The organism is Cohnella thailandensis (assembly GCF_014212135.1).
Taxonomy (GTDB): Bacteria; Bacillota; Bacilli; order Paenibacillales; family Paenibacillaceae; genus Cohnella; species Cohnella thailandensis.
On the sequence record NZ_JACJVQ010000019.1, the window covers coordinates 54375 to 79944 of the forward strand.

At 55.5% G+C, this 25570-nt stretch carries 23 protein-coding genes; 18 read left to right on the forward strand and 5 right to left on the reverse strand.

Features of this window, described 5'->3' with window-relative positions:
• Positions 1–210 precede the first annotated feature (210 nt).
• The 12 genes from H7B67_RS20965 to H7B67_RS21020 all read left to right on the forward strand — a co-directional run bounded on the left by H7B67_RS20965 (position 211) and on the right by H7B67_RS21020 (position 16471).
• Positions 211–1131, forward strand: a complete 921-nt coding sequence (locus H7B67_RS20965) for a carbohydrate ABC transporter permease (protein ID WP_185121820.1) — start codon at positions 211–213, stop codon at positions 1129–1131.
• The gene (locus H7B67_RS20970; RefSeq protein ID WP_185121821.1) at positions 1128–1958 is read left to right on the forward strand and encodes a carbohydrate ABC transporter permease; all 831 of its coding nucleotides are present in this window, start codon (positions 1128–1130) and stop codon (positions 1956–1958) included. Before H7B67_RS20965 ends, H7B67_RS20970 begins: the two co-directional genes overlap by 4 nt.
• Before the next feature lie 38 nt (positions 1959–1996).
• Positions 1997–3334 (forward strand): ABC transporter substrate-binding protein, encoded by a 1338-nt coding sequence (locus H7B67_RS20975; protein ID WP_342592447.1) that lies wholly within the window; start codon positions 1997–1999, stop codon positions 3332–3334.
• A gap of 105 nt (positions 3335–3439) precedes the next feature.
• Entirely contained in the window at positions 3440–4411 is a 972-nt protein-coding gene (locus tag H7B67_RS20980) for a mannonate dehydratase (RefSeq protein WP_185121822.1), read from the forward strand.
• 19 nt (positions 4412–4430) lie between these two features.
• Positions 4431–5267 carry an aldo/keto reductase gene (locus tag H7B67_RS20985; RefSeq protein WP_185121823.1) on the forward strand — a complete coding sequence of 279 codons (837 nt, stop codon included), beginning with the start codon at positions 4431–4433 and terminating at the stop codon, positions 5265–5267.
• Positions 5268–5505: 238 nt separating this feature from the next.
• Positions 5506–7278 carry a sensor histidine kinase gene (locus H7B67_RS20990; RefSeq protein WP_185121824.1) on the forward strand — a complete coding sequence of 591 codons (1773 nt, stop codon included), beginning with the start codon at positions 5506–5508 and terminating at the stop codon, positions 7276–7278.
• Complete coding sequence (locus H7B67_RS20995; RefSeq protein ID WP_185121825.1) at positions 7271–8761, forward strand: response regulator; 1491 nt, start codon at positions 7271–7273, stop codon at positions 8759–8761. The genes H7B67_RS20990 and H7B67_RS20995 overlap by 8 nt, the downstream gene beginning before the upstream one ends.
• Before the next feature lie 130 nt (positions 8762–8891).
• Positions 8892–10250, forward strand: coding sequence for an ABC transporter substrate-binding protein (locus H7B67_RS21000; RefSeq protein ID WP_185121826.1), 1359 nt, complete (start codon positions 8892–8894; stop codon positions 10248–10250).
• Positions 10251–10322: 72 nt separating this feature from the next.
• Positions 10323–11189, forward strand: coding sequence for a carbohydrate ABC transporter permease (locus H7B67_RS21005; protein WP_185121827.1), 867 nt, complete (start codon positions 10323–10325; stop codon positions 11187–11189).
• Positions 11186–12016, forward strand: a complete 831-nt coding sequence (locus tag H7B67_RS21010; RefSeq protein ID WP_185121828.1) for a carbohydrate ABC transporter permease — start codon at positions 11186–11188, stop codon at positions 12014–12016. The genes H7B67_RS21005 and H7B67_RS21010 overlap by 4 nt, the downstream gene beginning before the upstream one ends.
• Before the next feature lie 29 nt (positions 12017–12045).
• Entirely contained in the window at positions 12046–14934 is a 2889-nt protein-coding gene (locus tag H7B67_RS21015; RefSeq protein ID WP_185121829.1) for an alpha-L-rhamnosidase, read from the forward strand.
• Positions 14935–14947: 13 nt separating this feature from the next.
• Positions 14948–16471, forward strand: coding sequence for a serine hydrolase domain-containing protein (locus H7B67_RS21020; RefSeq protein WP_185121830.1), 1524 nt, complete (start codon positions 14948–14950; stop codon positions 16469–16471).
• A gap of 90 nt (positions 16472–16561) precedes the next feature.
• Here H7B67_RS21020 and H7B67_RS21025 read toward each other — a convergent pair whose 3' ends face one another.
• Positions 16562–17110 carry a TetR/AcrR family transcriptional regulator gene (locus H7B67_RS21025; protein WP_185121831.1) on the reverse strand — a complete coding sequence of 183 codons (549 nt, stop codon included), beginning with the start codon at positions 17108–17110 and terminating at the stop codon, positions 16562–16564.
• A gap of 377 nt (positions 17111–17487) precedes the next feature.
• Here H7B67_RS21025 and H7B67_RS21030 point away from each other — a divergent pair, with 377 nt between their 5' ends.
• From H7B67_RS21030 to H7B67_RS21050, 5 genes are all read left to right on the forward strand, one after another.
• Positions 17488–17691 carry a hypothetical protein gene (locus H7B67_RS21030; protein WP_185121832.1) on the forward strand — a complete coding sequence of 68 codons (204 nt, stop codon included), beginning with the start codon at positions 17488–17490 and terminating at the stop codon, positions 17689–17691.
• Between the two features lie 38 nt (positions 17692–17729).
• Positions 17730–18776, forward strand: coding sequence for an NAD(P)-dependent alcohol dehydrogenase (locus H7B67_RS21035; protein WP_185121833.1), 1047 nt, complete (start codon positions 17730–17732; stop codon positions 18774–18776).
• 185 nt (positions 18777–18961) lie between these two features.
• The gene (locus H7B67_RS21040; protein WP_185121834.1) at positions 18962–19162 is read left to right on the forward strand and encodes a hypothetical protein; all 201 of its coding nucleotides are present in this window, start codon (positions 18962–18964) and stop codon (positions 19160–19162) included.
• Positions 19163–19341: 179 nt separating this feature from the next.
• Positions 19342–20595: a DNA polymerase IV gene (locus tag H7B67_RS21045; RefSeq protein ID WP_185121835.1), complete on the forward strand. Its 1254-nt coding sequence runs from the start codon at positions 19342–19344 to the stop codon at positions 20593–20595.
• The gene (locus H7B67_RS21050) at positions 20592–21074 is read left to right on the forward strand and encodes a YhjD family protein (protein WP_185121836.1); all 483 of its coding nucleotides are present in this window, start codon (positions 20592–20594) and stop codon (positions 21072–21074) included. Before H7B67_RS21045 ends, H7B67_RS21050 begins: the two co-directional genes overlap by 4 nt.
• A 156-nt stretch (positions 21075–21230) precedes the next feature.
• On the opposite strand, the gene murA is transcribed toward H7B67_RS21050, so the two are convergent.
• The 4 genes from murA to H7B67_RS31345 all read right to left on the reverse strand — a co-directional run bounded on the left by murA (position 21231) and on the right by H7B67_RS31345 (position 23932).
• Positions 21231–22523, reverse strand: a complete 1293-nt coding sequence (murA, locus tag H7B67_RS21055) for a UDP-N-acetylglucosamine 1-carboxyvinyltransferase (protein WP_185121837.1) — start codon at positions 22521–22523, stop codon at positions 21231–21233.
• Between the two features lie 18 nt (positions 22524–22541).
• Positions 22542–23360: an FHA domain-containing protein gene (locus H7B67_RS21060; protein ID WP_342592445.1), complete on the reverse strand. Its 819-nt coding sequence runs from the start codon at positions 23358–23360 to the stop codon at positions 22542–22544.
• Positions 23361–23389: 29 nt separating this feature from the next.
• On the reverse strand, positions 23390–23728 hold the full coding sequence (locus H7B67_RS21065; RefSeq protein ID WP_185121838.1) for a L,D-transpeptidase: 339 nt from the start codon (positions 23726–23728) through the stop codon (positions 23390–23392).
• 75 nt (positions 23729–23803) lie between these two features.
• Complete coding sequence (locus H7B67_RS31345; protein WP_342592444.1) at positions 23804–23932, reverse strand: sporulation protein YjcZ; 129 nt, start codon at positions 23930–23932, stop codon at positions 23804–23806.
• A gap of 398 nt (positions 23933–24330) precedes the next feature.
• Between H7B67_RS31345 and H7B67_RS21075 the strand changes: the two genes are divergently transcribed.
• Entirely contained in the window at positions 24331–25017 is a 687-nt protein-coding gene (locus H7B67_RS21075; protein WP_185121840.1) for a hypothetical protein, read from the forward strand.
• The last annotated feature ends 553 nt before the right edge of the window (positions 25018–25570 follow it).

The following is a 25570-nucleotide window of genomic DNA, read 5'->3' on the forward strand; positions in this document are numbered from 1 at the left end:
CATGATACCGAGCGGTTCGGCGGCGGCGCGATGCCTGAAATTTATGATTTTGTTTGATTTTTTCGCAAAAAAAACAAACAAAATCGTAAATTCGTCTCCTTAAAGATGTAAGCGCTTAATGTTATTTTATTGCCAGGCTCCAAAATCGATAGAAGAAAGGGGGAACTGCCGCATGGGGTTACCCGGACTAATGCGGGAGCAACGGCTCCGTTGACCGCGCGATCGGCGCGGAGAAGAGCGAAGAAGCGGATCGATTGGTCGGGCTACGTCTTCATCTCGCCCTGGCTCGTCGGCTTCCTGCTGCTCACGCTGTGGCCGATCGGCCAATCGTTCTATTTGTCCTTTACCGACTATTCGCTGCTCAGCGAGCCGGTATGGGTCGGGCTCGACAACTATGCGAGAATGTTCGGCAGCGATCCGACGTTCCGGAAGTCGCTTAGCGTCACGTTCGCGTTCGTCCTGTTCTCCGTGCCGCTCAAGCTTCTGTTCTCGCTTCTTGTCGCCATGCTGCTGAGCCGCAACCTGCGCGGGATGAACGCGTACCGCACCGCGATTTACTTCCCGTCGCTGATCGGCGGAAGCATCGCCGTCGCCGCGCTGTGGCGCAACATGTTCGGCAAGGACGGCTATGTCAATCACGTGCTGGCCTGGTTCGGCATCGAGGGAACGGGCTGGATCTCGAATCCCGATACCGCGCTGGGCACGCTCATTCTGCTCAACACGTGGCAGTTCGGCTCGACGATGGTCATTTTCCTGGCCGGACTTAAGCAAATCCCCCAAGAGCTCTACGAATCCGCTTCCGTCGACGGCGCCAATCCGGTCCGAAAGTTCTTCCACATCACGCTGCCCATGCTCTCGCCCGTCATGTTCTTCAACCTCATCCTGGGCATCATCGGTTCCTTCCAGATGTTCACCGCTTCGTTCGTCATCACGCCGCGCGGGGGGCCGATGCAATCGACCTACGTCTATGCCGTCTTCCTCTACGAGAAAGCGTTCAAGCATTACCAGATGGGATACGCGTCCGCCTTGGCGTGGATTCTGCTCGTCATCGTCGCCGTTCTGACGGTGCTGAACTTCCTGGCTTCGCGGTACTGGGTATTTTACGAAACGGATGGAGGGAAATCGAAATGACGATTCGTCCTTCGAGGCTTCTCCAACATCTGTTCATGATCGCGTTCTCGCTGCTCATGCTCTACCCGGTCATCTGGTGGCTCGGCGCCTCCCTGAAGGAAACGGCCGAGATGAGCTTGCCGACGCTGTGGCCGAGTTCGCCGAGATGGGAGAATTATTCGGAAGGCTGGAGGTTCTCGAGCGAGTTCACGTTCGGCCACTTCTTCGCCAACACGCTGCTGATGGAAGTCGCCAACGTCGCGGGAGGGGTGCTGACGGCCGCTCTCGTCGCCTTCGGCTTCGCCCGGCTCCATTTTCCCCTGCGCGGCTTCTGGTTCTCCATCATGCTTCTGACGCTCATGCTGCCGGGGCAGGTGACGATCGTGCCGCAATACATCCTGTACAACAATATCGGATGGGTCGACAGCTACGTGCCGCTGATCCTTCCTCACTTCTTCGGCGGAGGGGCGTTCTTCATCTTCCTGCTCGTGCAATTCATCCGCGGCCTTCCGCGCGATCTGGACGACGCGGCGAAGATCGACGGCGCTTCGGTGTACGGCATCTTCGGAAGGATCATTCTGCCGCTCATCAAGCCCGCGCTCGTCACCGTCGCGATCTTCACCTTCATCTGGAGCTGGGACGACTTCTTCGCTCAAGTGCTGTATCTAAGCTCGGTCGAGAAGTTCACCGTCGGGCTCGCGCTGCGCATGTTCATCGATCAGTTCGAGATCAAATGGGGGCAGCTGCTGGCCATGTCGCTGCTGTCAGTCATCCCGTCGGCCGTCATCTTCTTCTTCGCGCAGAAGCACTTCGTCGAGGGGATCGCCACGACCGGCATGAAGGGCTGAACCAGAATAATAAATCGATTCGAGAGGGGTTGGATTTCGTGAAGTTAAGAAGGGGTACGAAAGAGGCGGCCGCGCTGCTGATGGCGTTGTCGCTTGCTTTGACGGCTTGCGGCGGGGGAGACAACAAGGAGAACGCGCCGAGCGGAAGCGCTTCTCCGGGCGGCGACGGCGCTTCGTCTCCAGCGGCCGGCGAAGCGGTCGAGCTCGGCGTGACGTGGTGGGGGCCGGACGCGCGGCACGAGGCGACGAAGGCGGCTCTCGACATCTATACGAAGCAGAATCCGAACGTGAAGTTCAAGCCGGAGTTCATGGCGTGGGACGCCTTCTGGCAGAAGCTGCCGACTCTCGTGGCGTCGAAATCGGTGCCCGACGTTCTGCAGATGGACGCGGCTTACATTCAGGACTATGTCTCCCGCGGAGTCATGGAAGACCTGTCCGACATCGACCTGACCGGCATCGTGCCGGACAACATTCTAGAGAACGTCAAGATCGACGGCAAGCTATACGGAATTCCGCTTAGCCATAACGCGCAGGGGCTCGCCTACAACAAGCCGGACCTGGAAGCGGCCGGCATCGAGCTGCCGAAGCAGGGCTGGACGTGGGAGGAGTATTTCCAATGGGCGCGGGACGCGAAGAAGAAGCTGCCGGAAGACAAGTATCCGATCGGCGACCCGGCGAACGCGTGGGACTGGTTCCAATGGTATCAGGCTTCGCAAGGCAAGGGCGCGATCATGTCCGACGGCGGCAAGACGTTCAATCTCGACAAGGACCTGTTCGTGAAATTCCACGACGAGCTGAACGCGCTTCGCCAAGAGAAGGTGCTGCCTCCGCCCGATACGTCGCTCGCCTTCCTGGAGAACGATCCGCAGGCGGATCCGATGGCTTCCGGCAAGGTGATGACGCGGGGCGCGACCGTCGGTTCAGTCGCGGCGCTCGAGCAGCTGATGCCGGGCAAGGTCGCCGTCGTCAACGTGCCGAACGGACCGTCCGGCGGCGGGTGGGCGCAATCGACCATCTTCCTCGGAGTGAGCGCGACGTCGAAGCATAAAGAGGAAGCGAAGAAATTCGTCAAATGGTTCATTACCGATTCCGAGGGCGGCAAGGCGCTCGGCCTGACCCGCGGCATTCCGATCAACGAAGCGATCTACAAGGAGCTGGAGCCTACCCTCGAGGCGAAGGATAAGATCAGCAAGGCGCTGGCCGACGTCGCTGCGGAGAAGGCGATGCCGTTCTATTCGGCGGGACCGGGCTTCACGGAGTGGGTCGACTTCTACAAGACGACGATGGAGGCGGTCATGTTCGGGCAGAAGTCGGTCGAGGACGCCTATGACGAGATCAACAAGCTCGGACAGGATATCGCGGCCAAGCAGAAGTAACGCATAGCCGGTCGGGACTCGGCGGCAGCTGCATGCGTTTCGAAGGCGCCATGCGGCCGGCCGCCGCTCTCGCCGATAAGAATCGAATGAAAGGGGGAGCTTGCCGTGTTGCTGGCCGAATTTCTGCCGTCTCGCCCGAATCGCCTATGGAATCTGTCCCGGCAAATGGGACTCGGGCATGCCGTAGGTCCTCTTCCGTGGGAAGAGAAGGAGCCGTGGGAGTACGTGCCGCTCCTGCACATGAAGCGCCGGTTCGAGGATGCCGGACTCAAGCTCGAGGTCATCGAATCGATGCCGCCTTCGAACCATATCAAGCTGGGAACGCCCGGCCGCGACGAGGAGATCGAGACGTTCAAGCGGTTCGTCGAGAACATGGGGGCCGTCGGCATCCCGGTGCTCTGCTATAACTTCATGGCGCAGTTCAACTGGTTCCGCACGTCGACGACGACGCCCTCCCGCGGAGGAGCTCTCGTCTCGAGCTACGACCACTCGCTTATGAAGGACGCGCCGCTTACGGAAGCGGGAGTCGTATCGGAGGAGCGGTTGTGGGACAACTTGAAGTATTTTCTCGAGAAGATCGTTCCGGTCGCCGAGAAGGCGAAGGTGAGGCTGGCGCTCCACCCGGACGATCCGCCGATCTCGCCGATTCGCGGCGTCTCGCGCATTCTGCGGAGCGCCGATGCCCTGCAGCGGGCCATCGATCTGGTGCCGAGCGAATACAGCGGCATCACGCTCTGCCAAGGGACGCTGGCGACGGCCGGCGAGCACATTCCTGCCGTTATTCGCCGCTTCGCCGCGCAGAACAAGCTCTTCTTCGTCCACTTCCGGGACGTTCGCGGCAGTGCCGACAGATTCGAGGAGACCTTCCATGACGACGGCAAGACGGATATGCTGGAAGCGATGAGAACCTATTACGAGGTCGGTTTCGACGGACCGGCGAGACCCGACCACGTCCCGACGATGGACGGGGAAGACAACGCCAATCCGGGCTACGAGCTGCTCGGGCGGCTGTACGGCGTCGGCTACATCAAAGGATTGATGGAAGCGGCCGCGGGACGGACGAGAACGATCTCATGACGAGGAGGCAGACGAATCGATGACGATCAAGCTTCAAGGATTGACGGATACCGCCGTTCTCCATAACGGGGTACATATGCCCCGTCTCGGACTGGGCGTATTCAAGGTGAAGGAAGGCGAGGAAGTCGAGCGGGCGGTAAGAACGGCGATCGAAGCCGGCTACCGGAGCATCGATACGGCGAAGGCTTACAACAACGAAGAAGGAGTCGGCCGGGCGATCAAGGACAGCGGAGTTTCCCCGGGCGAGCTGTTCGTGACGACGAAGGTTTGGAATTCCGACCAAGGCTACGACAGCACGCTGCGGGCGTTCGAAGCGAGCCGCGAGCGGCTCGGGCTGGACGCGATCGACCTGTATCTGGTGCATTGGCCGGTAAAGGGGAAGTACCTGGAGACGTACAGGGCCTTGGAGAAGCTGTACCGGGACGGGGCGGTCCGCGCGATCGGGGTGAGCAACTTCCAGATCCATCACTTGAAGGACATCCTCGAAGCGTTCGAGATCAAGCCGATGGTCAACCAGGTCGAGTACCACCCGCTTCTCTCGCAGGTCGAATTGAGGCGGTTCTGCGAGCGGGAGGGGATTCAATTGGAGGCTTGGAGCCCGCTCATGCAGGGCAATCTGGACGTTCCGGAGATCGCGGAGCTGGCAGCCAAGCACGGGAAAACGGCGGCTCAGATCGTGCTTCGCTGGGATCTGCAGCACGGCGTCGTCACCATTCCGAAGTCGACGAACGAGCGGCGAATCCGCGAGAACGCCGACGTGTTCGACTTCGAGCTGTCTGCCGAGGACATGGCGCTGCTGGACGGCCTGAACCGCAACCGCCGCTTCGGCTCCGATCCCGACAACTTCCATTTCTAGCCGCCAAGGCGGCAAGGCCGAGCTCCCCTTCGCGGGGGGCTTATTGGTCTAATCGTCCCGCGATATTGACAGTTAAGCCGATTTTCCCTAATCTATTAAACTTTTTCGAGGCAGCCGGTTAATCCGGCTGCCTTTATTTTTCATGTTGCGAGGTATTGAGAATTCCGTAGAATATGCTATCGTTTCATATCATGGTTCTCTTGTAACCGCTTTAGTTCACAGCATATGGAGGAAGACGATGAGAAATCGGTGGGGGAAGCTGCTAGCCTTGCTTAAATTTCAACGAATACGGACTCGCGTACTGATAGCCATGATCGTCATTTCTTTGCCTCCTTTGTTTTTGCTAGGCTATGTTTCTTTTAATACGGCCAAAGATACCTTGATGGAGACGAACACCCAAACGAATCGGGATCATTTGACGGCTTCGAGCGAGGTGGCCGACCTCCTGTTCAAGAACATTACGAATTTGAACTTCGCCATGGTCTTGGACAATGCCATACGAGGCGATCTTCGGCTTAGCGGCCAAATCCCCGATTCCGAGCAGGCCGCGCTTCGCATGCGGATTCAAAGCCAGATGCAAAAGGTCATGAATAACAATTTTCTCGATTCCCGGTACGTGGAGTCCGTTTGCCTCTACAACCTTGATTTCGACGCCTATTGCCTGGGCCGTTCGGACGATGCGGGAATCTACGAGGGACAAGAGAAAAGAGAGACCATCCAGCGGGAAAATTGGTACCGTACGGCCCTCAAAGCGCAGGGACGCGTGGTGTTTATGGGCCATAACGTTCTGGAGAGCACGGAGGATTCCTTCTCGTCGGTTAAATTGTATCGCGACGCGGACAACATTGAAGGCGAAACCCTCGGCATTCTGGTCGTCAATATTTCAAGCTCGATATTCGATCAGATCTTCGTGGGCGCCAAATCTTTCGGAGGAACCTACCTTGCCGTCGATACGTCGGCGGATCCGGCACGAATCATTTACCCGCTGAAGGCAGATCTTGTTCCGGATTTAAAAGCAGGGAGCCTTGGGGCCGTATTAGACCAATTGACGGCGCAAGGTTATTTAACCAGCGCATACGAGAACTACACGACCCAATGGACGTTTCTGCATGCCGTAAAGACCGATATGCTCCTGAGACAGTCGAACCGAATAGGCGTCTTCACGGCCGTTATCGGCGCCCTTATCGCGGTCGGAGCCGTTATCCTGGCTTATTTCATTTCGGGAGGCATTACGAGGCCGCTTTTAAGACTCAAAAAAATGATGGTGGAGTGGACCAAAGGAGCCCGCGGCACCGATCAGCGGTTCGGAACGGACGAGGTCGGCCTGATCGGCAACACGTTTAAGCGGTTGGCCTTCGAGAACGAGGAATTGAACCATCGGCTCATTCATTCTACCCTGAAGGAACGCGAAGCCGAGCTCCGGGCGCTCCAGGCCCAGATCAATCCGCATTTTCTTTACAATACGCTCGATTCCATTTACTGGATGGCGAAGATCGAGAACCATCAGAATATTGCCAAGATGGCCATCTCCTTATCGCATAGCTTCAAATTAAGCCTGAACAAAGGGAAAGAAACGATCTTGGTTTACCGCGAGCTGCAGCATGTCGACCACTATCTCACGATCCAGAACATTCGGTATAACCATCGCTTCGCCATTCACCGGGATATCGAGGAATCGATGATGAAAGTTGAGATCCTGAAGCTGCTGCTTCAGCCACTGGTGGAGAATGCGATCACGCACGGATTGGAGCCCCGGGTCGGACCCGGAACGATCTGGCTGAAAGGCTACCGGGACGGGGATTATCTCGTCTTCGTCGTCGAAGACGATGGCGTAGGCATTGACGATATGGAGAAGACCGACAGGGGCTACGGCCTCCGTAACGTAAAAGAAAGACTGACCCTCTATTATGGGGCAACGAGTTCCTTCGAACTGACAAGCGAGCTTGGAAAAGGAACTCGGGTGCAGCTTCGATTTATCCCGATCAAGAAGGAGTGGATGCCGGATGCTTAAAGCGCTCGTCTTCGACGATGAATATATCGTTCTGGAAGGGTTGCGGCGAATGATCGATTGGGAAGCCTTCGGAATCGAGCTGGCGGGAATGGCGGGAGACGGTCCCGCGGCGTTGGAGCTGTTCCTGCGGGTGAGGCCCCAGCTTGTCCTAACGGATATCAACATGCCGGGAATGGACGGGCTTCAGCTGATCCGTTCTATCTTGGACGTTGCCCCGGACACCTACTGCATCGTATTTAGCGGATATAACGAATACGAGTATGTGAAACGCGCGATCCAGATCGGGGTATCCGACTATTTGGAGAAGCCGCTCGAGGTCGAAAACATAGAAGAGGCGTTAAAAAAGGCGATCGGACAGATCCAAAAACGCAATGAAACGCAGGCAATCAAGCAAAGCTATGAAGAAAGCCGAAACGTTCTGTTCGAGAAGATAACCCTGGAACTCATTCTGGGCAAAACGCAGGCGTTGCCTAAGTGGAAAGACCAGCTTGGACTGCATGCCGATTCGATAGCCGGATTAACGGTTCTTGCTTGTTCGGAAGAAATAACCCTGGACAATCGTCCGGATTGCCACTTCGTATCGATTCGCAATGGAGAGGAGCATCTTGTTCTCTTGCTGCATCGCATCCTTCCGACTCAAGAACTGTGGGAGGAGATCGATCAGGAAGCCGAGAAACGGAGTCTTACGGTAGGCTCGGGTCGAACGAAGGCCGATCCTCATCAATTAGCGGACAGCTATCAGGAAGCGCGGAGGGCTCTTCGCTGCGCGAGGTTCCTGCACCAACTCGGACGGGTAGGATTCGAGGATTTGGGAGAGTTGATCACTAGTCCCGAACCGTTGTCGGAGCGAGAGGAAGCCATCATTCTCTGTTTGCGGGCAGGAAACTATTCGGGATTAATGGAGCATCTGCAGCCCTTCATGGATTGGATCCAATCGGAGCTGGTGGCTCCCGAAGTCGTGGAGAGGGAGATGGTCAAGCTCCTTTATCTGGCGCTCGAGGCCGTTAAAGAAAGTCCTTCCTCCAGCCGGAACGAGCCTTTCGCTCCCCATATCGAAATCAGGAATATCCATGGGCGGGACCAGATGCTGGCCTGGTTCCGCGGGCAGTTCGAGAGAATCGTTCATTCCGCCTTGGAGCTTCGGGAGAACACGAAATACTCGGCCGTGGAGCAGGCGCAGCTTTATATCGAGAACAACCTGTCCCAAGATTTATCCCTGCAGGAAGTGGCCCGCCATGTCGGAATGAATCCGTCTTATCTAAGCGTCTTGTTCAAGGAAGTAACCGGGGAGACTTACATTAAGTTTCTGACGAGATTTCGAATGGAGTTGGCTAAAAAGTGGCTGTTGGAAGGCATGAAGGTGAGCGAGGTTAGCGAGAAGGTAGGTTACCTGACCTATCGGCATTTCTCGGAGGTGTTCAAGAAGCATACCGGACTGTCGCCCGGTCAATTTAAAGATAGAGTTGGCCCTACTGAACGTTGATGCTCCAAAAAAAACGGACACGAATCCACGAAATGTGCAGATATTGGCTCCAAAACAATGCCCCTATAATTGGCTTAGGGGCATTGACCCTGCTTGCGCAAGAATCACCTATCATGAGGGGGACGAAGGAATGAAAGCAAAAAAGGCAGCGTTCGTTGCGAGCAGCCTGTTGATTGCCGGAGGCTTGCTTACGGCATGCGGAAGCGACAATAACGGCGGCAACGCATCCGGAACGGCGGCTCCGACGGCAGAAAATTCTGCAAGCGGTTCCAACAACGGCGGCAAAAAGGTTAAGCTTACGGCGATGGTAGGCAACGCAACGGATACGCAGAATATCGCGAAAGCCCTCATTGCCGCCTTCGAGAAGAAGTATCCGAATATTACGGTCGAGATCGAGTTGAGCCCCGGAGGAACGGAAGGCGACAACTTGGCCAAGACGAAGCTTGCTACCGGCGATATGTCGGACGTGTTCTTCTATAACTCCGGTTCACTCTTGCAAGCGCTTAATCCGGAACAGAATCTCGTCGATCTGACCAACGAACCGTTCCAGGCGAACATCGAGGATTCGTTTAAACAAGCGGTTACTTATAACGGCAAAGTATACGGGGCTCCTACTCAATCAACTGGTACCGGAGGATGGTTCTATAACAAGAAGATTTATTCCGATCTCGGCCTATCGGTGCCCAAGACATGGGAAGAGCTGATGGCGAACGTGAAGAAGATCAGCGAGGCGGATAGCGGCATCGCTCCGATCATCGGAACCTACAAAGATACGTGGACCTCGCAGCTGATCTTCCTGTCCGACTACTATAACGTGCAGGCATCCGCCCCTAATTTCGCCGCGGATTACACCGCCAACAAAGCGAAGTACGCTACCACGCCGTCCGCTCTTCGCAGCTTCGAGAAGATGCAGGATATCGTCGGGTATCTGAATAAGGATTATCTAGCGACAAACCTCGATGCTGGTCTCAAGATGTTGGTTGAGGGGAAAGGCGCCCATTATCCAATGTTAAGCATGATTATCCCTACCATTCTTCAGAACACTCCGGACAAAATCGACGATATCGGATTTTTCGCCCAGCCGGGAGACAATGCCGATCAGAATGGCCTGACCGTATGGATGCCCGGCGCGGTCTACGTGTATAAAAACACTCCTCATCTGGAAGAGGCGCTTCAATTCGTGAACTTCGTAGGATCGGTGGAAGGCATGGAAGCCATCGCTACCGTTTCGAAGCCGACGGGCCCTTATGTCGTCAAGGGAGCGGAGATGCCGGAGGATACGCCGCAGGCCGTTAAAGACATGCTGCCGTACTTCGAGAACGGCAAGAACGCTCCTGCCTTGGAGTTCCTGTCTCCCGTTAAAGGTCCGAGCCTGGAGAATATTACGATTCAGGTCGGTTCGGGTCAGATCGATGCCTTGAAGGCGGCCCAAGATTACGATAAGGACGTCGAGAAGCAAGCGAAGCAGCTCGGATTGTCCGGCTGGTAGGACTCGATATCGGAAATACGAAACCGTCGGCCCTGCCAATCGCGCAGGGCCGATGTCTAGGGGAGGATCCGCATGAACAAAGTCATGAAGCGCACGTACTCGTACGCCTTTCTGCTGCCGGCTGCCGTCATCTATCTGATCATCTTTATTTTGCCGACGATCATGTCGTTCTTCTTCAGCTTGACCCGATGGACGCTCTTCGATTGGGAGTTTATCGGATTCGATAACTTCGTAACCTTCTTCCAGGAGGCCTCTCTTAGCATAGGATTCAAGAACACGTTTATCTACGCCGTCGTTACCTGTCTTCTCAAAGTCGTTATCGGCTTGCTATTGGGCGTGTTATTGACATCGAAAATAAGGACGAGAGGATATTTGCGATCCGTCGTCTTTTTCCCGACGCTGGTGAGCACCATCGCCGTCGGTATCGCGTTCAGCATGATGATGCATCCAACGCTGGGCCTGATCAACAAAGCGCTCGAAGCGATCGGCATTCCGGCCGTCGACTGGTTAGGCAACCCGGACTTGGCGTTATTCTCCGTCGCGTTGACCGACGTATGGAAGGGAGTAGGCTTCGCTACCGTGATTTATATCGCCGGAATCATGTCGATTCCCGAGCAGTATTACGAGGCTTTGCAGATCGACGGGGGCAACGCCTTCCAGAAATTCCGGCACATCATCGTTCCGCTCAGCCGCTCGGCTACGAATACGGTCATCATTTTCGCCTTCATCGGGGGCTTGCGTTCCTTCGACCTCATCTGGTCCATGACAAGAGGGGGACCCGGCTACGCCACGGACGTTATCGCCTCTATCATCTATAAACAATACCAAGCCGGCTTCTACGGCCTCGCCACGGCCGGCAACGTCATTCTGTTCGTCTTCGTCGCCTTGCTCGCTTTCCCGCTGAATTACTTCCTGACCCGCAAAGAGGTGGACCTATGAGCAGAAGCATGAAGCGGTTGTCGCTTGAAGCCGCCGCCGTCATCCTCTCGATCCTCATCTTCTGGATTCCGTTGTATTTTGTCCTCGTCAACGCCTTGAAGGATGCCCCCGGCGCCTCGGAACTCACTATTTCTTGGCCCTCCACGGTTCATCTATGGAGCAATTTGAAGGAAGTCGTTATCGCCAACGACTATATGCTGCTGCGAGCTTTCTATAACAGCACCCTTCTGACGATACTGTCCATCGTCTTGATGGTCATGGTGTGCGCGATGGCCGGATTCATCATGCACCGGCGCAGCGATAGGCTGACGCCTGTCATCGGCTTCTTCGTTCTGGCAGGCTTGATCATTCCGCCGGCAATCGTGCCGACGATCTGGGTGCTGGATAACCTTCAATTGTTTAAGACGATGACAGGGATCGTTCTGGTTGAGGTCGCGCTAGGCTTCCCGTTCGGCGTCATTCTCTTCCGCAACTTTATGGGCGGAATTCCGCGCGAAATCGACGAAGCGGCCATTATCGACGGATGCGGCGGATTCCGGCTCTTCTTCCGGATTATCCTTCCGTTGCTTAAGCCGGTAACGGCGACGATGATCGTGACGTCTTCGGTCTCCATCTTCAACGACTTCGTCAATCCGCTCTATTTCTTCCCCGGTTCGGAGAACGTAACCGTGCAGCTGACCCTGTATAACTTCATGAGCCAGTACACGACCCAGTATAATCTGCTCTTCATGAATATCCTTGTGATCACCGTTCCGCTGCTTATTCTATTTCTCTTCTTTAACAACAAGATCGTCTCCGGCATGACGGCCGGCTCCGTAAAAGGATGACGGACTAGAAAAAGGGAGGTTCCCGTACGATGAGCCCGATTCAAGCCGTAAAATTAACATGCGAATATCAATCGAACCCGATCGGAATCGGGACGCCCCATCCGAGATTCGGTTGGCAGATGCGGACGGAAGAGCGGGATGCCAAGCAAAGCGCTTATCGCATCCTCGTCGCCGAGAACGAGAGCTCCTTCGCGCTTCCCGTCTGGGACTCCGGCAAAGTCGAATCCGACGATTCGATTCAGGTGGTCTACGGCGGGGCTCCGTTAAAGCCTCGCGCCCGTTATTTCTATAAGGTCAAGATTTGGGACGGCGCCTGCCGGGCCTCCGAGTGGAGCGAAACCGGCTATTTCGAAACGGCTTTATTCTCGACGGACGAATGGAAGGCAAAATGGATCACTCCCAAGGAGGACGAGCTGGATAAGCATGCGGAGCCGGCTTTCCTGCTTCGCAAGAGGTTTGTCCTTAAGGATAAACCCGTCTCCGCGCGCGTTTATTCCACCGCTGCCGGCATCTACGAATTGGAGATCAACGGGCGGCAGGTCACCGAAGATCTCTTCGCGCCGGGCTGGACCAGCTACCACTCCCGCATCCAATATCAAACCTACGATGTAACGAGCCTCCTTCGAACGGAAGGGAACTGCATCGGGATCCTGTTAGGCGACGGATGGTACCGCAGCGGCATGGGCAACGCTCAAAGAAACTTCCGATACGGCGATCGGAGGGCTGCCCTGCTCCAATTGCATATCCGTTACGCCGACGGAACGGAAGAGATCGTCGCGACGGACGAGAGCTGGAAGGCTGCTACGGGCGCCATTCGTTATTCGACGATTCTGCACGGAGAAACGTACGATGCCCGATTGGAACAAGAGGACTGGAGCACATTTTCTTACGACGACTCTCTCTGGCTTGCGACGGAAGCTTGCGAGCTCCCGATGAACGTTCTCGTCGCGCAGGAGAACGAATCGGCCCGCGTCACCGAGACCTTAAAGCCTATCGCCGCCTGGGTAACGCCTGCGGGGGAACGCGTTCTCGACATGGGGCAGAACATGGTGGGCCGAATTCGCATGACGCTCGACGTGCCGGAAGGCACGGAGATCGTCCTTAGCCATGCGGAAGTGCTGGACGGGGAAGGGAACTTCTACGTCGATAATCTTCGTTCCGCCAAGCAGACCGTCCGCTATATCGCCAAAGGCAGGCCGGGAGAAAGCTATGCCCCTCATTTTACGTTCATGGGCTTCCGTTATGTCAAAGTGGAAGGATTCCCGCTAGGGGCGGAAGGCCTTCCTCTCGAAGCGTTCGTCGGAGAGGTCATTCATACCGACATGGAGCCGACAGGTTCGTTCGAATGCTCGGACGAGAGGGTCAATCAGCTGCAGCGAAATATCAGGTGGGGGCAGAGAGGGAACTTCCTCGACCTTCCGACCGATTGCCCGCAACGGGACGAACGGCTTGGCTGGACGGGAGATGCCCAGGTCTTCATAAGCACCGCCTTGTTTAATTATCATGGGGCGTCTTTCTTCGCCAAGTGGCTGCACGACCTGAGAGAGGAACAGATGCCGGACGGAGGCGTTCCCATGGTCGTTCCCGACGTGGAACGGAGCGGCGTTTCCGCCGGCTGGGGCGATGCGGCCGTGATTTGCCCCTGGACGGTTTATCAATATTATGGCGATAAGCGGCTGTTGGCCGAACAATACGCTAGCATGAGAAAATGGGTGGAATACATTCGCGCCCAGGGCGACCAGGAGTATCTGTGGAACTCGGGCTTCCATTGCGGCGACTGGCTTGCGCTCGATGCCATGCCGGGCAGCTATGTCGGAGCTACGCCTCTGCCGTTCATTGCGACGGCGTACTATGCTTACTCCGCAAGAATCCTAAGGGATGCCGCGAAGGTATTGGACCGTAAGGAAGATTACATTCGCTATGAAGCATTGCATCGGAACGTCGTTCATGCCTTCCGCCGCGAGTTCGTAACGGAGGCCGGAATCGTCGCGTATCCGACCCAGACGGCTTACGTGCTGGCGCTGGCCTTCGATCTATTGGAAGAGCCCATGCGTCCGCGCGTCGCCAAAGATCTTCACGAGCTGATCGTCGACAACGGCTATCACTTGACGACCGGGTTCATCGGCACTCCTTATCTGTGCACGGCGCTTTCCAATCATGGCTACCACGCCACCGCGGTTCGCCTGCTGCTTCAGGACAGCTATCCGGGATGGCTCTATTCCGTCTCCCAAGGAGCAACGACGATCTGGGAGCATTGGGACGGAATCAAGCCGGACGGCACCTTCTGGAGCGAGAATATGAACTCGTTTAACCACTATGCTTATGGAGCCATTGGGGATTGGTTGTATCGTAAAGTCGCCGGACTCGGCATGGACGAGACGGTGCCGGCATACAAGAGAGTCCGTATCGAGCCCTTGTTCGGATTGGAATCGATGAGCTATGCCAGGGCGACGTTCCAGTCCCCATACGGAGAAATCGAATCGGCATGGTCCTTGTTGGATAACAACGAGATGAAGGTCGAGGTTCGGATTCCGCCTAACGCTACGGCGGAAGTGGTTCTGCGCGGCGCCTTCCTTGAAGAAGCTCGGGAAGGCGGCAAACGGCTTCACGAAGGAAATGGCATTCATTCCATCAAGGCAACGGAGAAGGGAATCGTCCTATCGATCGGTTCCGGCCGCTATGAATTCAGTTATCCGATCGGGAGAACCTTGAAGATCCCGTATTCGTATGACACCAGGCTTGACGATGCGCTCTCTACCGAAGCCGCGACCGCCATCCTTAAACGGGAATTGCCCCAGATCTTCCACATCGTCGATATCATACGAACGGCCAGCTTCAAACAAATCGTCGAGTTCCCGCTCACGCAAGTGTCGAGAGAACGAATGGATTCCGTCTTGGAGCAACTGAACTCACTCTGAAGGGAGATGCCGCATGGAACTGCATCGTTATGGAGCGGCTAAAGGGACATCGTTGCCTCGAAGCAAGCCCCTGGACCAAGGAGTCTCGCCTGCATCGATTGTCGACTTCATTAAGCGCATAGAAGAGGACGAGCTTGAACTCCACAGCCTCATGATCGTTCGCAACGGCCATGTCGTATCGGAAGGATGGTGGACTCCGTATCGTTCCGAAGATTCGCACCTGTTGAACTCCTTAAGCAAAAGCTTCACCTCGACCGCCATAGGGTTTGCCGTTCAGGAAGGACTGCTTTCACTAGAAGATACGGTCATTTCCTTTTTCCCGGAACTAACGACTTCGGCAATCAAAGAGAATATGGCATCGCTTCGAGTCCGGCATCTCTTGTCGATGTCCACGGGACACGCGGTCGACACCACTCCGGCCATGCAGCAGTCGGACGACTGGGCGAAGGCCTTCCTGGAGATCCCGATCGTTCATGAGCCGGGAACATACTTTCTCTATAATACCGGGGCTACGTATATGCTCTCCGCGATCCTGACGCAAGCAACGGGGGAGAAGCTGCTGGACTATCTTCAGCCCAGGCTGTTCGAGCCGCTTGGCATGAGCGGAATCGCCTCGATCTCTTGCCCGAAGGGCATCCACGCGGGGGGATTCGGAATGAGCGCGAAGACGGAGGATATCGCGAAGCTCGGGCTCCTGTACCTGCAGAAAGGATGGTGGAACGGACAACGGATTTTGCCGGAGCGATGGGTTATTGAAGCAACGGCTTCGCATCTATCGAACGGTTCGGATCCGGACAGCGATTGGGCGCAAGGCTACGGCTTTCAATTCTGGCGTTGTCGCCATGGCGCCTATCGGGGAGACGGGGCGTTCGGTCAGTTCTGCGTGGTGCTGCCCGAGCAGAACGCGGTAGTCGCGATGACCGGCGGCGTCATGGAGATGCAGTCGGTTCTGAATGCCTTATGGGATTGCCTGCTGCCCGGCATGGCCGCCGGAGACCCGACGGAAGGGGCTAATCGGCAACAACGGGAGCTGGAGCCCTTGCTGCGATCCTTGTCCTATCCCGTTCCCGTTCTAAGAGCAGGTTCTCCGGAAGCGCGCAATTGGGATGGCAAACGGTATAAGGCGAGCCTTAACGAAGCTGGGATTACCGCAATCTCCTTCCGGTTCGGGGAAGATATATTTCTTTTTCAATATCAGGATGATAACGGTCTTCATTCCGTTCGGATCGGCAATGGGGAATGGTCGGAGAACCGGATCTGTCTTGCCGGCGAGTGCTTGAAAGCCAAAGTCGCGGGCACCTGGCGCAAGAAAAACAAACTGGAGGTTATCGTGCGTTTCGTGGAAACCCCATTTTGCGATAAATGGACCTGCCACTTCGTCAACGACAGCGTTAAGGTAAGCGCCGAACGAAATGTTTGGGTGATGCCCGGATTGTCGTCGAACGCCCTGTTGCCCGAGCTGACCGGTTACCGATATGCCGATCGGGATATGTGGATCGGCAACGGTCTGGGAAGAGAAGAGCCCCCGTCGCCGTAAAGCTTGTCTTGCACCGCAACCCGAACGGAAGCCGCGCAGAAGCCGCGCAGAGCGCGGCTTTATCGTATGATCGAGTCCGATTCTTCGGTACTAGTTATAAATAGCTTCGAATAACGTTCCCACTTGATCGGCCATTACGCGAGGCGGATAGGGCATTCCGTTCGTTAACCACCATTCCACGACTCCAACGTAGGCCGACGCGACAAAATGAACAATAACCTCTTCGTTAACCGCGCTATTTCTTTCGTTGGTTTTGCGGAGTTCATTTCTGAACGCTTCGCTTTGATATTCGAGGAATCTGCTGCGGAAGTACGGCGCGCCTTTGTTGGCTAGCATCGTCGAAAAAAACAAGTAATTGCTCTCCAAGTATTCGAAGCAGACCTGGGTCGCCGGTCGCCACTCCATTTCGCACGCGGTTTCGCTGACTTTCCGAAGCCTGTCTATATACTCTTCGATGAGCTTATCCAACAAGTCGAATTTATCCGCGTAATGAAGGTAGATCGTTTTGCGGCTGACATTTGCCCGATCGGAGATGTCCTGGATCGTAATCTGATCGAAATTTTTCTCGGATATCAATTCGATAATCGCCTTTTTAATCGCTTCTTGCGATTTGATGATGCGTCGGTCCACTTTGGCCATTCGGGTAACACCGCTTTCTATTAAATAAAATTTATTAATAGATACACACAATCCGCTAAGGTGTGTACTACTCAACGAATTCAAGCCATTTGGCCATTGAAAGCGCGGCTTTCCATTTAGATAATACATATATGTTACCTAAGAAACTAATGTGTATTATACGCGAGAGGGAGGATAAGCGATATGTCGCGAACAGGCCGCTCTATTTTTTAGGTGAGCGATAAGGCTAAACGAAACCAACTGTTGCTTTTGATACTGACCATCGGGGTTTTCGGTATTTTAAACAAACTCCGCAATGAAGCGCATAAAGGATGCCAGCATGGCCTAGCCTATTCTGTGGTTAAAACAACCTAATGTAAGAAGGGCAGGGAACCCGCATGACGACGGTACACAGCTGGCAGCAGCAGTGCCAGGCCATCCATAATGCTTGCTCCAACAACGACTGGAGTCAAGCGATCCAAAAGTGCAACGAGCTGATCCAGTACGCGCAGCGGCAGTCGGCCGTTACCGCATCGGCTGCTGCGCGCAACGACGCGCAGCAACTTCAACTGCACATTCAAGGGCATGCTCAACAGGATTAATTGCCGCAGTACTTCAAACGATTACCGGAGGTTAAACGATGATTACCGTAAATGCACGCGCTGCCTTCAGTCCGGAAGGTCCGTTCAAACCGACCACGATCGAACGCAGGGATCTCCAGCCGCATGACGTCCTCATTGAGATTAAGTACGCAGGAATTTGCCACTCCGATATTCATACCGCTCGCGGCGAGTGGGGGCCGGTTCAATACCCTCTCGTTCCAGGGCACGAGATCGCGGGCATTGTCGTTAAAATCGGTTCGGAAGTGACAAAGTATGCCGTTGGCGACCGAGTAGGAGTAGGCTGCATGGTGGATTCCTGCCGCGAATGCGCGAACTGCCGACAGGGAGAGGAGCAATATTGCCTAAACGGCAATACGGGCACCTATGCAGCGATCGACCGGTACGGGCAATATACGCAAGGCGGATATTCGACCCATATTGTGGTAACCGAAGACTTCGTGGTTCGAATTCCCGACGGTATCGAGCTGGACGTCGCCGCTCCGCTCTTGTGCGCCGGCATCACCACGTACTCGCCGTTGCGCCATTGGGGAGCCGCGCCCGGCAAGAAGGTGGCCATTGTCGGATTCGGCGGGCTTGGCCATATGGCCGTGAAGCTCGCGCATGCAATGGGCGCAGAGGTTACGGTTCTATCGCAGACGTTAAGCAAGAAGGAAGACGGGCTCAGGCTTGGCGCGGACCGGTATTATGCCACCAATGATGCGGAGACGTTCAAGAAGCTGGCAGGCTCGTTCGACCTTATCATCAATACGGTGAGCGCGAAGATCGATATTAATGCCTACCTTTCGCTGCTAAGGCTGGAAGGTACGCTGGTCAATGTGGGTGCGCCGTCGGAGCCTCTGGACGTTAACGTATTCTCGCTGATCGGCCATCGCCGCTCGTTTGCCGGATCGATGATCGGCGGTATTCGCGAAACGCAGGAAATGCTCGACTTTTGCGCTGAGAACCGTATCGCTCCCGAGATCGAGGTTGTGTCCGCCGACCAAATCGATGAAGCCTGGGAGCGAGTATTGGCTTCGGATGTCCGTTATCGGTTTGTGATCGACATCAGCACGATGGAGAAATAATAAGACTTTACCTTGAGCTCCCTCCACCTAGGCGGGAGCTCCTATTTTATGCCCTTTTTTTACCCATTGAATACGAACGTACATTCTGGTTATAATATAGGAACAGACGTTCTTATTTTGCGAACAGGGCTTCTTCTTCGGGAATCGAAGGGGCGGCTTTGCTCGATGAATCGAGGGGGACGACGATGTCCATCGACAAGTACATCGGACGGGTGGTTGTGATCGTCTATCAGGACAGGAAGGGGCAATTCACCAAGCGAACGATTCTGATCCGGCACATCGAGTCGGGCACGGTTCTGGCGCTTGACGTGGCCCGGCAGCAGCCGCGGCGCTTCCGCACCGAACGGATTTTGGCGCTCGAGCCGGTGACCGGCCATGCCTCCTGAGCGCACGATCTTCCTGGTCGACGGGCAATCGTTCTACGCTTCATTCGACCAGGACTTGCCAAAATGGCAACAGACAACTTTGCGAAGAAACGTCCGGAAGGCGTCTTTGCGCTGCGCAATTAAATGTGCGCATAGGTTTCTTGTCCAATGTAGAAATTTAAAGAAGCTGGTGATCCATTGTGTCTAGGGTGATTTTTCTAGTTGACGGACAGTCGTTCTACGCTTCCATCGAAAAGGCATCTCATCCGGAATACCAAAATAGGCCGGTAGCCGTCGGTGATCCAGCTCGAAAGTCCGGAATTATTTTAGCGGCGTGCCCCGTCGCAAAGTCCAAAGGCGTTACGACAGCAGAACGAGTTGGCGAGGCGCTGGCGAAATGCCCGGAGCTAGTGGTTATTCGTCCTAGAATGCAACGCTATATAACCATATCGCTTTTAATTACGGAAATATTCGAGTCCGTTACCGATCTGGTCGAGCCTTACAGTATCGACGAGCAGTTTCTAGATATAACGGGCTCGATTCCGCTGTTCGGTTCCGCAGAAGAAATAGCCCATCAGATCCAGTCCCGAATTCAATTGTCCACTGGCGTTTGGTCTCGAGTGGGGATCGGCCCGACCAAAATTTTAGCTAAAATGGCAACCGATAATTTCGCAAAGAAAAGAAGCGATGGAATTTTCCGACTCGGCTTCGAGAACATGGAGAAGGATTTATGGCCGCTGCCCGTCAACCAAATGTTTATGGTCGGCTCTCGAATGACCAAACACTTTGTAAGAATGGGCTTAAATACCATTGGAGATATTGCCCGTTTGGATTTGGGACAATTTAAACGTATGATGCGCCGGGAGATGCGTAAGCAATCCGATATCCAGGCGGAATATTATTGGCAAACGGCCAACGGAGCCGATTGCAGCGAGGTGGTACCTTCTATCCGTGGCGCACTCAAATCAATAAGTCACGGAAAAGCATTAAGAAGCAGTTTGTACAAAAATTCTGCCGATATTGAGGTTGTTCTCCTTGAATTGGTGGTGGAGGTCTGTAGACGCGCGCGCAGGCACGGGTATCAAGGCCGAGTCGTATCCGTAGGAGCCGTTGAAACCGATGGGGAGAAGTCCTACTGGTTTGGCCGCCAAGTTACCCTGCCGCAGCCGACATCGTTAACGCATGAAGTAGCGGCAGCCGCCCAAAAGCTCTTTATCGATAACTGGAAGGGTTATCCCGTTAGTCGGTTGTTTGTCTCCTTGACTCAACTATCCAATGACGATGTTTATCAACTGACTTTGTTTGAAGATCGAGCAGCCGCGTACGAACTGGAACGAGCCACCGATCAAATTAAGGATTGGTATGGGAGCGATGCGATCATGAGGGCATCTTCATTGTTGGCGTCCGGCGTGGCCAGGGAACGGGCTGCCCAGATCGGAGGGCACTTTAAATGAGCAAACTGGACGGGAATGAAAGGTGGAAATCTAAAATGCTTTTGACTGAACATCAGGAGCAGTACGAAAGCAGAAACAAGAAAATGCCCTCCGGAAGAATAACGACCGAAGAGCTTACCTTGATTCGCGATTCCATTATGCTGCCTCATATGCTGACTATGAGCAGCAAGAGTCTGCAGGAGGTACAGCGTTCCACAAATCTGTTTAAACGCTTTTTTGAACAAATGATTCAAATGATCATGGACAGTATCACTCAGGACCTAAACAAAATTCACCGTGAGCTGAGGCAGCGAAATATTAAAATATACGATGATGAAATGAGCGACGGGATCATTTATCACCGTTATTTTTGTCGTGGATACGAGGATCGGTTCGGCATCGTCAGAGAAGTCTTGAGGTCTGAGATCAGCGTTCGAATGGCTAAATACGCGAGAAGTGTTTTAGTGTCAGCAGGTATGTCGGACTCTAAATTGAATTAACCAAGGGCGAATACGGCCGCCCGCCGGCGGAGAAGGAGGGCGGCCCGACGCGGGCATAGGCGCCGAGAAGGAGAGGGCTCTCCAATAAGCCGCCGAACGGAGAAAGAGCTGCTCCCCAAGCGGGCGTAACTTCGCTTGGGGAGCAGCTCTTCGTTGTTATCCGTGCAAGTGAGTCAGGCCGGGCAGCTCCCGCGCATCCAGCTCGCGCATGGAGACCTTGGCCCCGATGGAGCGGAAGCTGCCGATGACATCCTCGTAGCCGCGCTCGATATGCTCGACGCCGGTGATGGACGTGGTGCCTTCGGCCGCTAATCCGGCAAGCAGCAGGCAGGTGCCGGCTCGCACGTCGGTCGCGTGCACCCAGCCTCCCCGCAGCGGAAGGCCGCCGCGGATAAAGGCGCTCTCTTGGCGAACCTCGATCTCGGCGCCTAGCCGCCGCAGCTGCGGCACGTGAGCGAACCGCTTCGGGAAGACGCGGTCGGTCACGATGCTTTTGCCCTTGGCCTGAAGCAGAAGAGCGGTCATCGGCTGCTGCAGGTCGGTGGCGAAGCCCGGATACATGCCGGCGCGAACCCGGGTTGCCCGAAGCGTCCCCGTGCCATGGGCCGTGATGGCGTTCTCGTCGCATTCGATATGCAGACCTACCTCTTCCAGCTTGGCGAGACAGGAGCCGAGATGGGCCGGGATCACGTCCGTCACGGTAACCCGGCCGCCGTTAAGGCCGGCCGCCATCAGAAAAGCCCCGGCGATCAGCCGGTCCGGAATGACCGAATGAGTCCCCCCGTTCAGGTAAGGAACGCCTTCGATGCGGATGCGGCTTGTTCCCGCTCCGTAAATCCGGGCGCCGAGCCGGTTCAGGAAGGAAGCCGTGTCGACGACCTCCGGATCCACGGCCGCGTTATGCAGCTGCGTTCTCCCTTTGGCCCGAGCGGCCGCGAGCATCGCGTTGATCGTCGCGCCGGAGGTGACGGTATCGAAATGAATGTCCGCGCCCGTAAGCTCGGGGGCCTCGACGACATAATGGTCGTTGTGGAGATGAACCTGGGCGCCGAGCGCCCGGAAAGCCTTGAAGTGCTGATCGATCGGCCTGGCGACGAAATCGTCTCCCCCCGGGAACCCGATCGTGACCCTGCCGAATTTGGCCAACAGCGCCCCCGCGAAGTAATAGGACGCCCGGTAGCTCGAAGCCTTGCCGGGATCGATGACGGCGCTATGGATCCAGCGCGGGTCGAGGGTGACTTGTCCGCCTTCCTGCTGCACCTTCATGCCGATATCGCGTCCGATTCCCGCAAGGATGCCGACATCGTCGATGCGCGGAATCCCCTCCAGAACGACGATATCGTCGGCCAGACAGGCGGCGGCCAGCAGCGCCAGGGAGCTGTTCTTCGCTCCCGGGATATGTACCGTTCCGCTAAGCGGGCCGGAATACTCGGTTTGAATGTATTTCATGAAGTTATCCTTCTTTCGCTAGGACGATTGCAATTCCGATTCGAGCACGTAGCCGCTGCCGCGAACCGCGCTGATGAGGAAGGTGTCTTTGCCGTATTTTTTGCGTATCCGGTAGACCAGGGCGTTCAATTCGTCGAGCGTCACGTCCGGAACGCCTTCCGCTCCGGGCGGGCGTTCCGGCCATACCTTGGCTTTGATCTCCTCGAGCGGAACGAGCCGGTTCGCGTTCTCGTGAAGCACGCGGATGAGCGAATATTCCTTCTCGGACATCGGGATTCGTTTGCCCTCCACCACGCACTCCCGTTTCTCCCAATGGATCGTCAGCGGCAGCTCCGGGACGGATACCCGTCCGGTTACGCTGAGAGGCTCCAGGTCGAGGGTTTGTTCGGCGAACGTGTACGAGAAGTGAAGGACGGTCATCCCTTTGGCCAGTTTAATGATATCGAAAGTGTTCAAAGGATAGGGGCGATGCGGCGTCAGCCTGACCCCGTTAATCTCGGTTCCGTGGCGGCTTCCTAAATCGTAAAGCACCGCCCGGTCCCGCTCCTTGCGGATGACGAAATGCCGACGGGAAATAAAAGCGTTCGTAAAAGCCAAATCCGGAGCAAACGAATTGGAGATCCGGCCGATGAGCGTTTCTTCCGCGGTCAGGTTCACGCAGGTGCCCGACGGGTAAGGCTCGCCGCGAATGACGTATAGGCATGCGAAGCTGTCCAGGTTCGTTCCCTCCGTTCTGCGATGCCGGAGCTCCTGCCGACGATGGGACAGGACCCCACCCTGCCATCGTAACTCAAACCGGGACGGAAGAAAACCCTCCGACGCTGACGATCCCCTCACAATTCAGTAACGTCGGGAACGTCGCAGCCCTAAGGACGGATCATGACGCGGGTGCGAACGGGAACCTTCCCCGCCAGCTCGAGAACGTCCGAGTTGTACATCCGGATGCAGCCATGGGAGACGAGATGGCCGATCGAAGAAGGATCGTTCGTTCCGTGAATGCCGTAATGGGGCTTCGAGAGACCCATCCAGAACGCGCCGAAGGGGCCTCCGGGATTCGCTTGTTTATTGACGATCTCGTACTCGCCCGTCGGCGTTTCGGTGACCATGCGGCCGATGCCGACGGGAAAGCCCCTGACGACGACCTCTCCGTCGAGCAGGTACAGATGCCGGTCGGACAGGTCGACGATAATGCGGTAAGCGGGCATGCGGGTTCCTCCCCTCGGATAGAGAAAAACGCCGCGCCAGGGACTGACGCGGCGTTCCGGTCTCATTCGGAAGTCTTAATAGCCTGCGCGAAGAATGATGACCAAGAGAACGAAGAGAACAAGCGCGATCGTGGCCGCTGCCCAAACGCCGCCGCCGCCGTAACAGGGACCCGTACCCGTTCCAGCTACCGGATAACCACTCACATCAATCACCGCCATAGGTTATTGTGATTCCTCATCACCCAATCATCGTATGACGGCGGATGAGCCGCGGGACAGGGCAAGAGCACAGGAACCCGGAATTCCGCGAACGCCTACGGGGCCTACTCTCCCATATAGTAGCGGATCAAGAAATACGAACCGATCACGAGCAGAAGGACTCCGAAACAGTAGAGCATCACGAGTGCAAAGCCTTTTTTGCCATCCATTTCCGAATTGCACCACCTTTGAGACCTATGATACCCGAGAGGCTCGGCAATTCAAAGCGGCGCCGGCGACTTGTCACCATATTGTGCGACATCCGAGCGAGAATCGAAACTTTCCGATGTCTCCCGGGTCTAAAAAATATCATTGGATACGGGGAGGGATGATCCATACGACCGATGAACAAACGCGAGAAAGTCGACGCCGCCGTTTGGAACAATATCGTTTGGTGCGGAATCGTATGCGAGACGCATGGCATCGCCGCGGCTTCAAGCGAACATATTTGGAGGACCGCGACGAAAGCGCCGATGTTTTACCCGGACATCATTACATCGAGCAGACAGGCAACTAGAGAGGAGATCGTTGACGTTATCGGCGCTAATGAAGCGTTCTCGATAAAAGATAGTTATGCTAATCTCGATATGTCGCTTTGCAACTTTACATCGTTATTTACGGCCGAATGGATTTATCGCGAGCCGGCGGCTTGCCCGGAGTCCGTTCAGACGGCATGGTATCCCGTTGCGACCGAGAAGGAATTGGCCGATTGGACTTCGGCTCACGGTTCCGGGAATTCGATTAGACCCGAGCTTTTGAAGCGTCGGGATGTGAAAATATATATAAATAAGAAGAAGGGCGAAGCGGCCGGGTTTATAGCTTCCTTGGGCGCCGATGCCGTAGGGATATCCAACGTATTTTCAAGCGCTGCCTGCGATCATTTATGGTCGGATATTCCGAAAATCGTTGCCTTGGATTTCCCGGGGCTGCCCCTGGTAGGATACGAGCGCGATGCCGATCTTCGGGCGGCGCTTCGATCGGGGTGGGAAGCGGTCGGTCCGCTTCGCATATGGGTGAAATCGAGCGATTGATCGAGAGAGCGGATTTGTTCCGTCAAACCGCGCCAGTCTAGGATTGCATTTGCTTCCCGGGCTGCCGCGGTTTTTTGATTGGCGAAAGTTCGGGTATATCAAGAAAAAGCTGCTCCATGAATCCGGGGGGCGGGAAAATGAATACGCGAACGGGAGGGAGAGCCTTGCATCGAGTCGACCGAATCCGCTTAGCGCGCAAGCGCGGGGGCCGCATCCAGCTCCTCAGCAAACAGGAGAACAACGTTTCCGCCGGGTTCTTCTCAACGCCGTGCTTATCGTCGCTCTTTTCTGGGCCGTCGTGCTTTATTGGATTTGGAGATAAAAAAATCGAGCCCCGCATCGCTGCGAGGCCCTTACATGGGAGAGGAGAAACCGGACGAAGAGCTTATGGGGAAACGTAAGTCTTCTCCGCGGTTGTCCCCGGCGTTTCTGAGGCGCCGGTACTACCAGTTTGACCGGATCCGGAAGAATTATACGCGGTCCTCGGAAGAAAATTGCGGAATTTCGTAAACGCTGCCGGAGTTTGTGCTTTTGAAGCTTGCGCGAATATGGT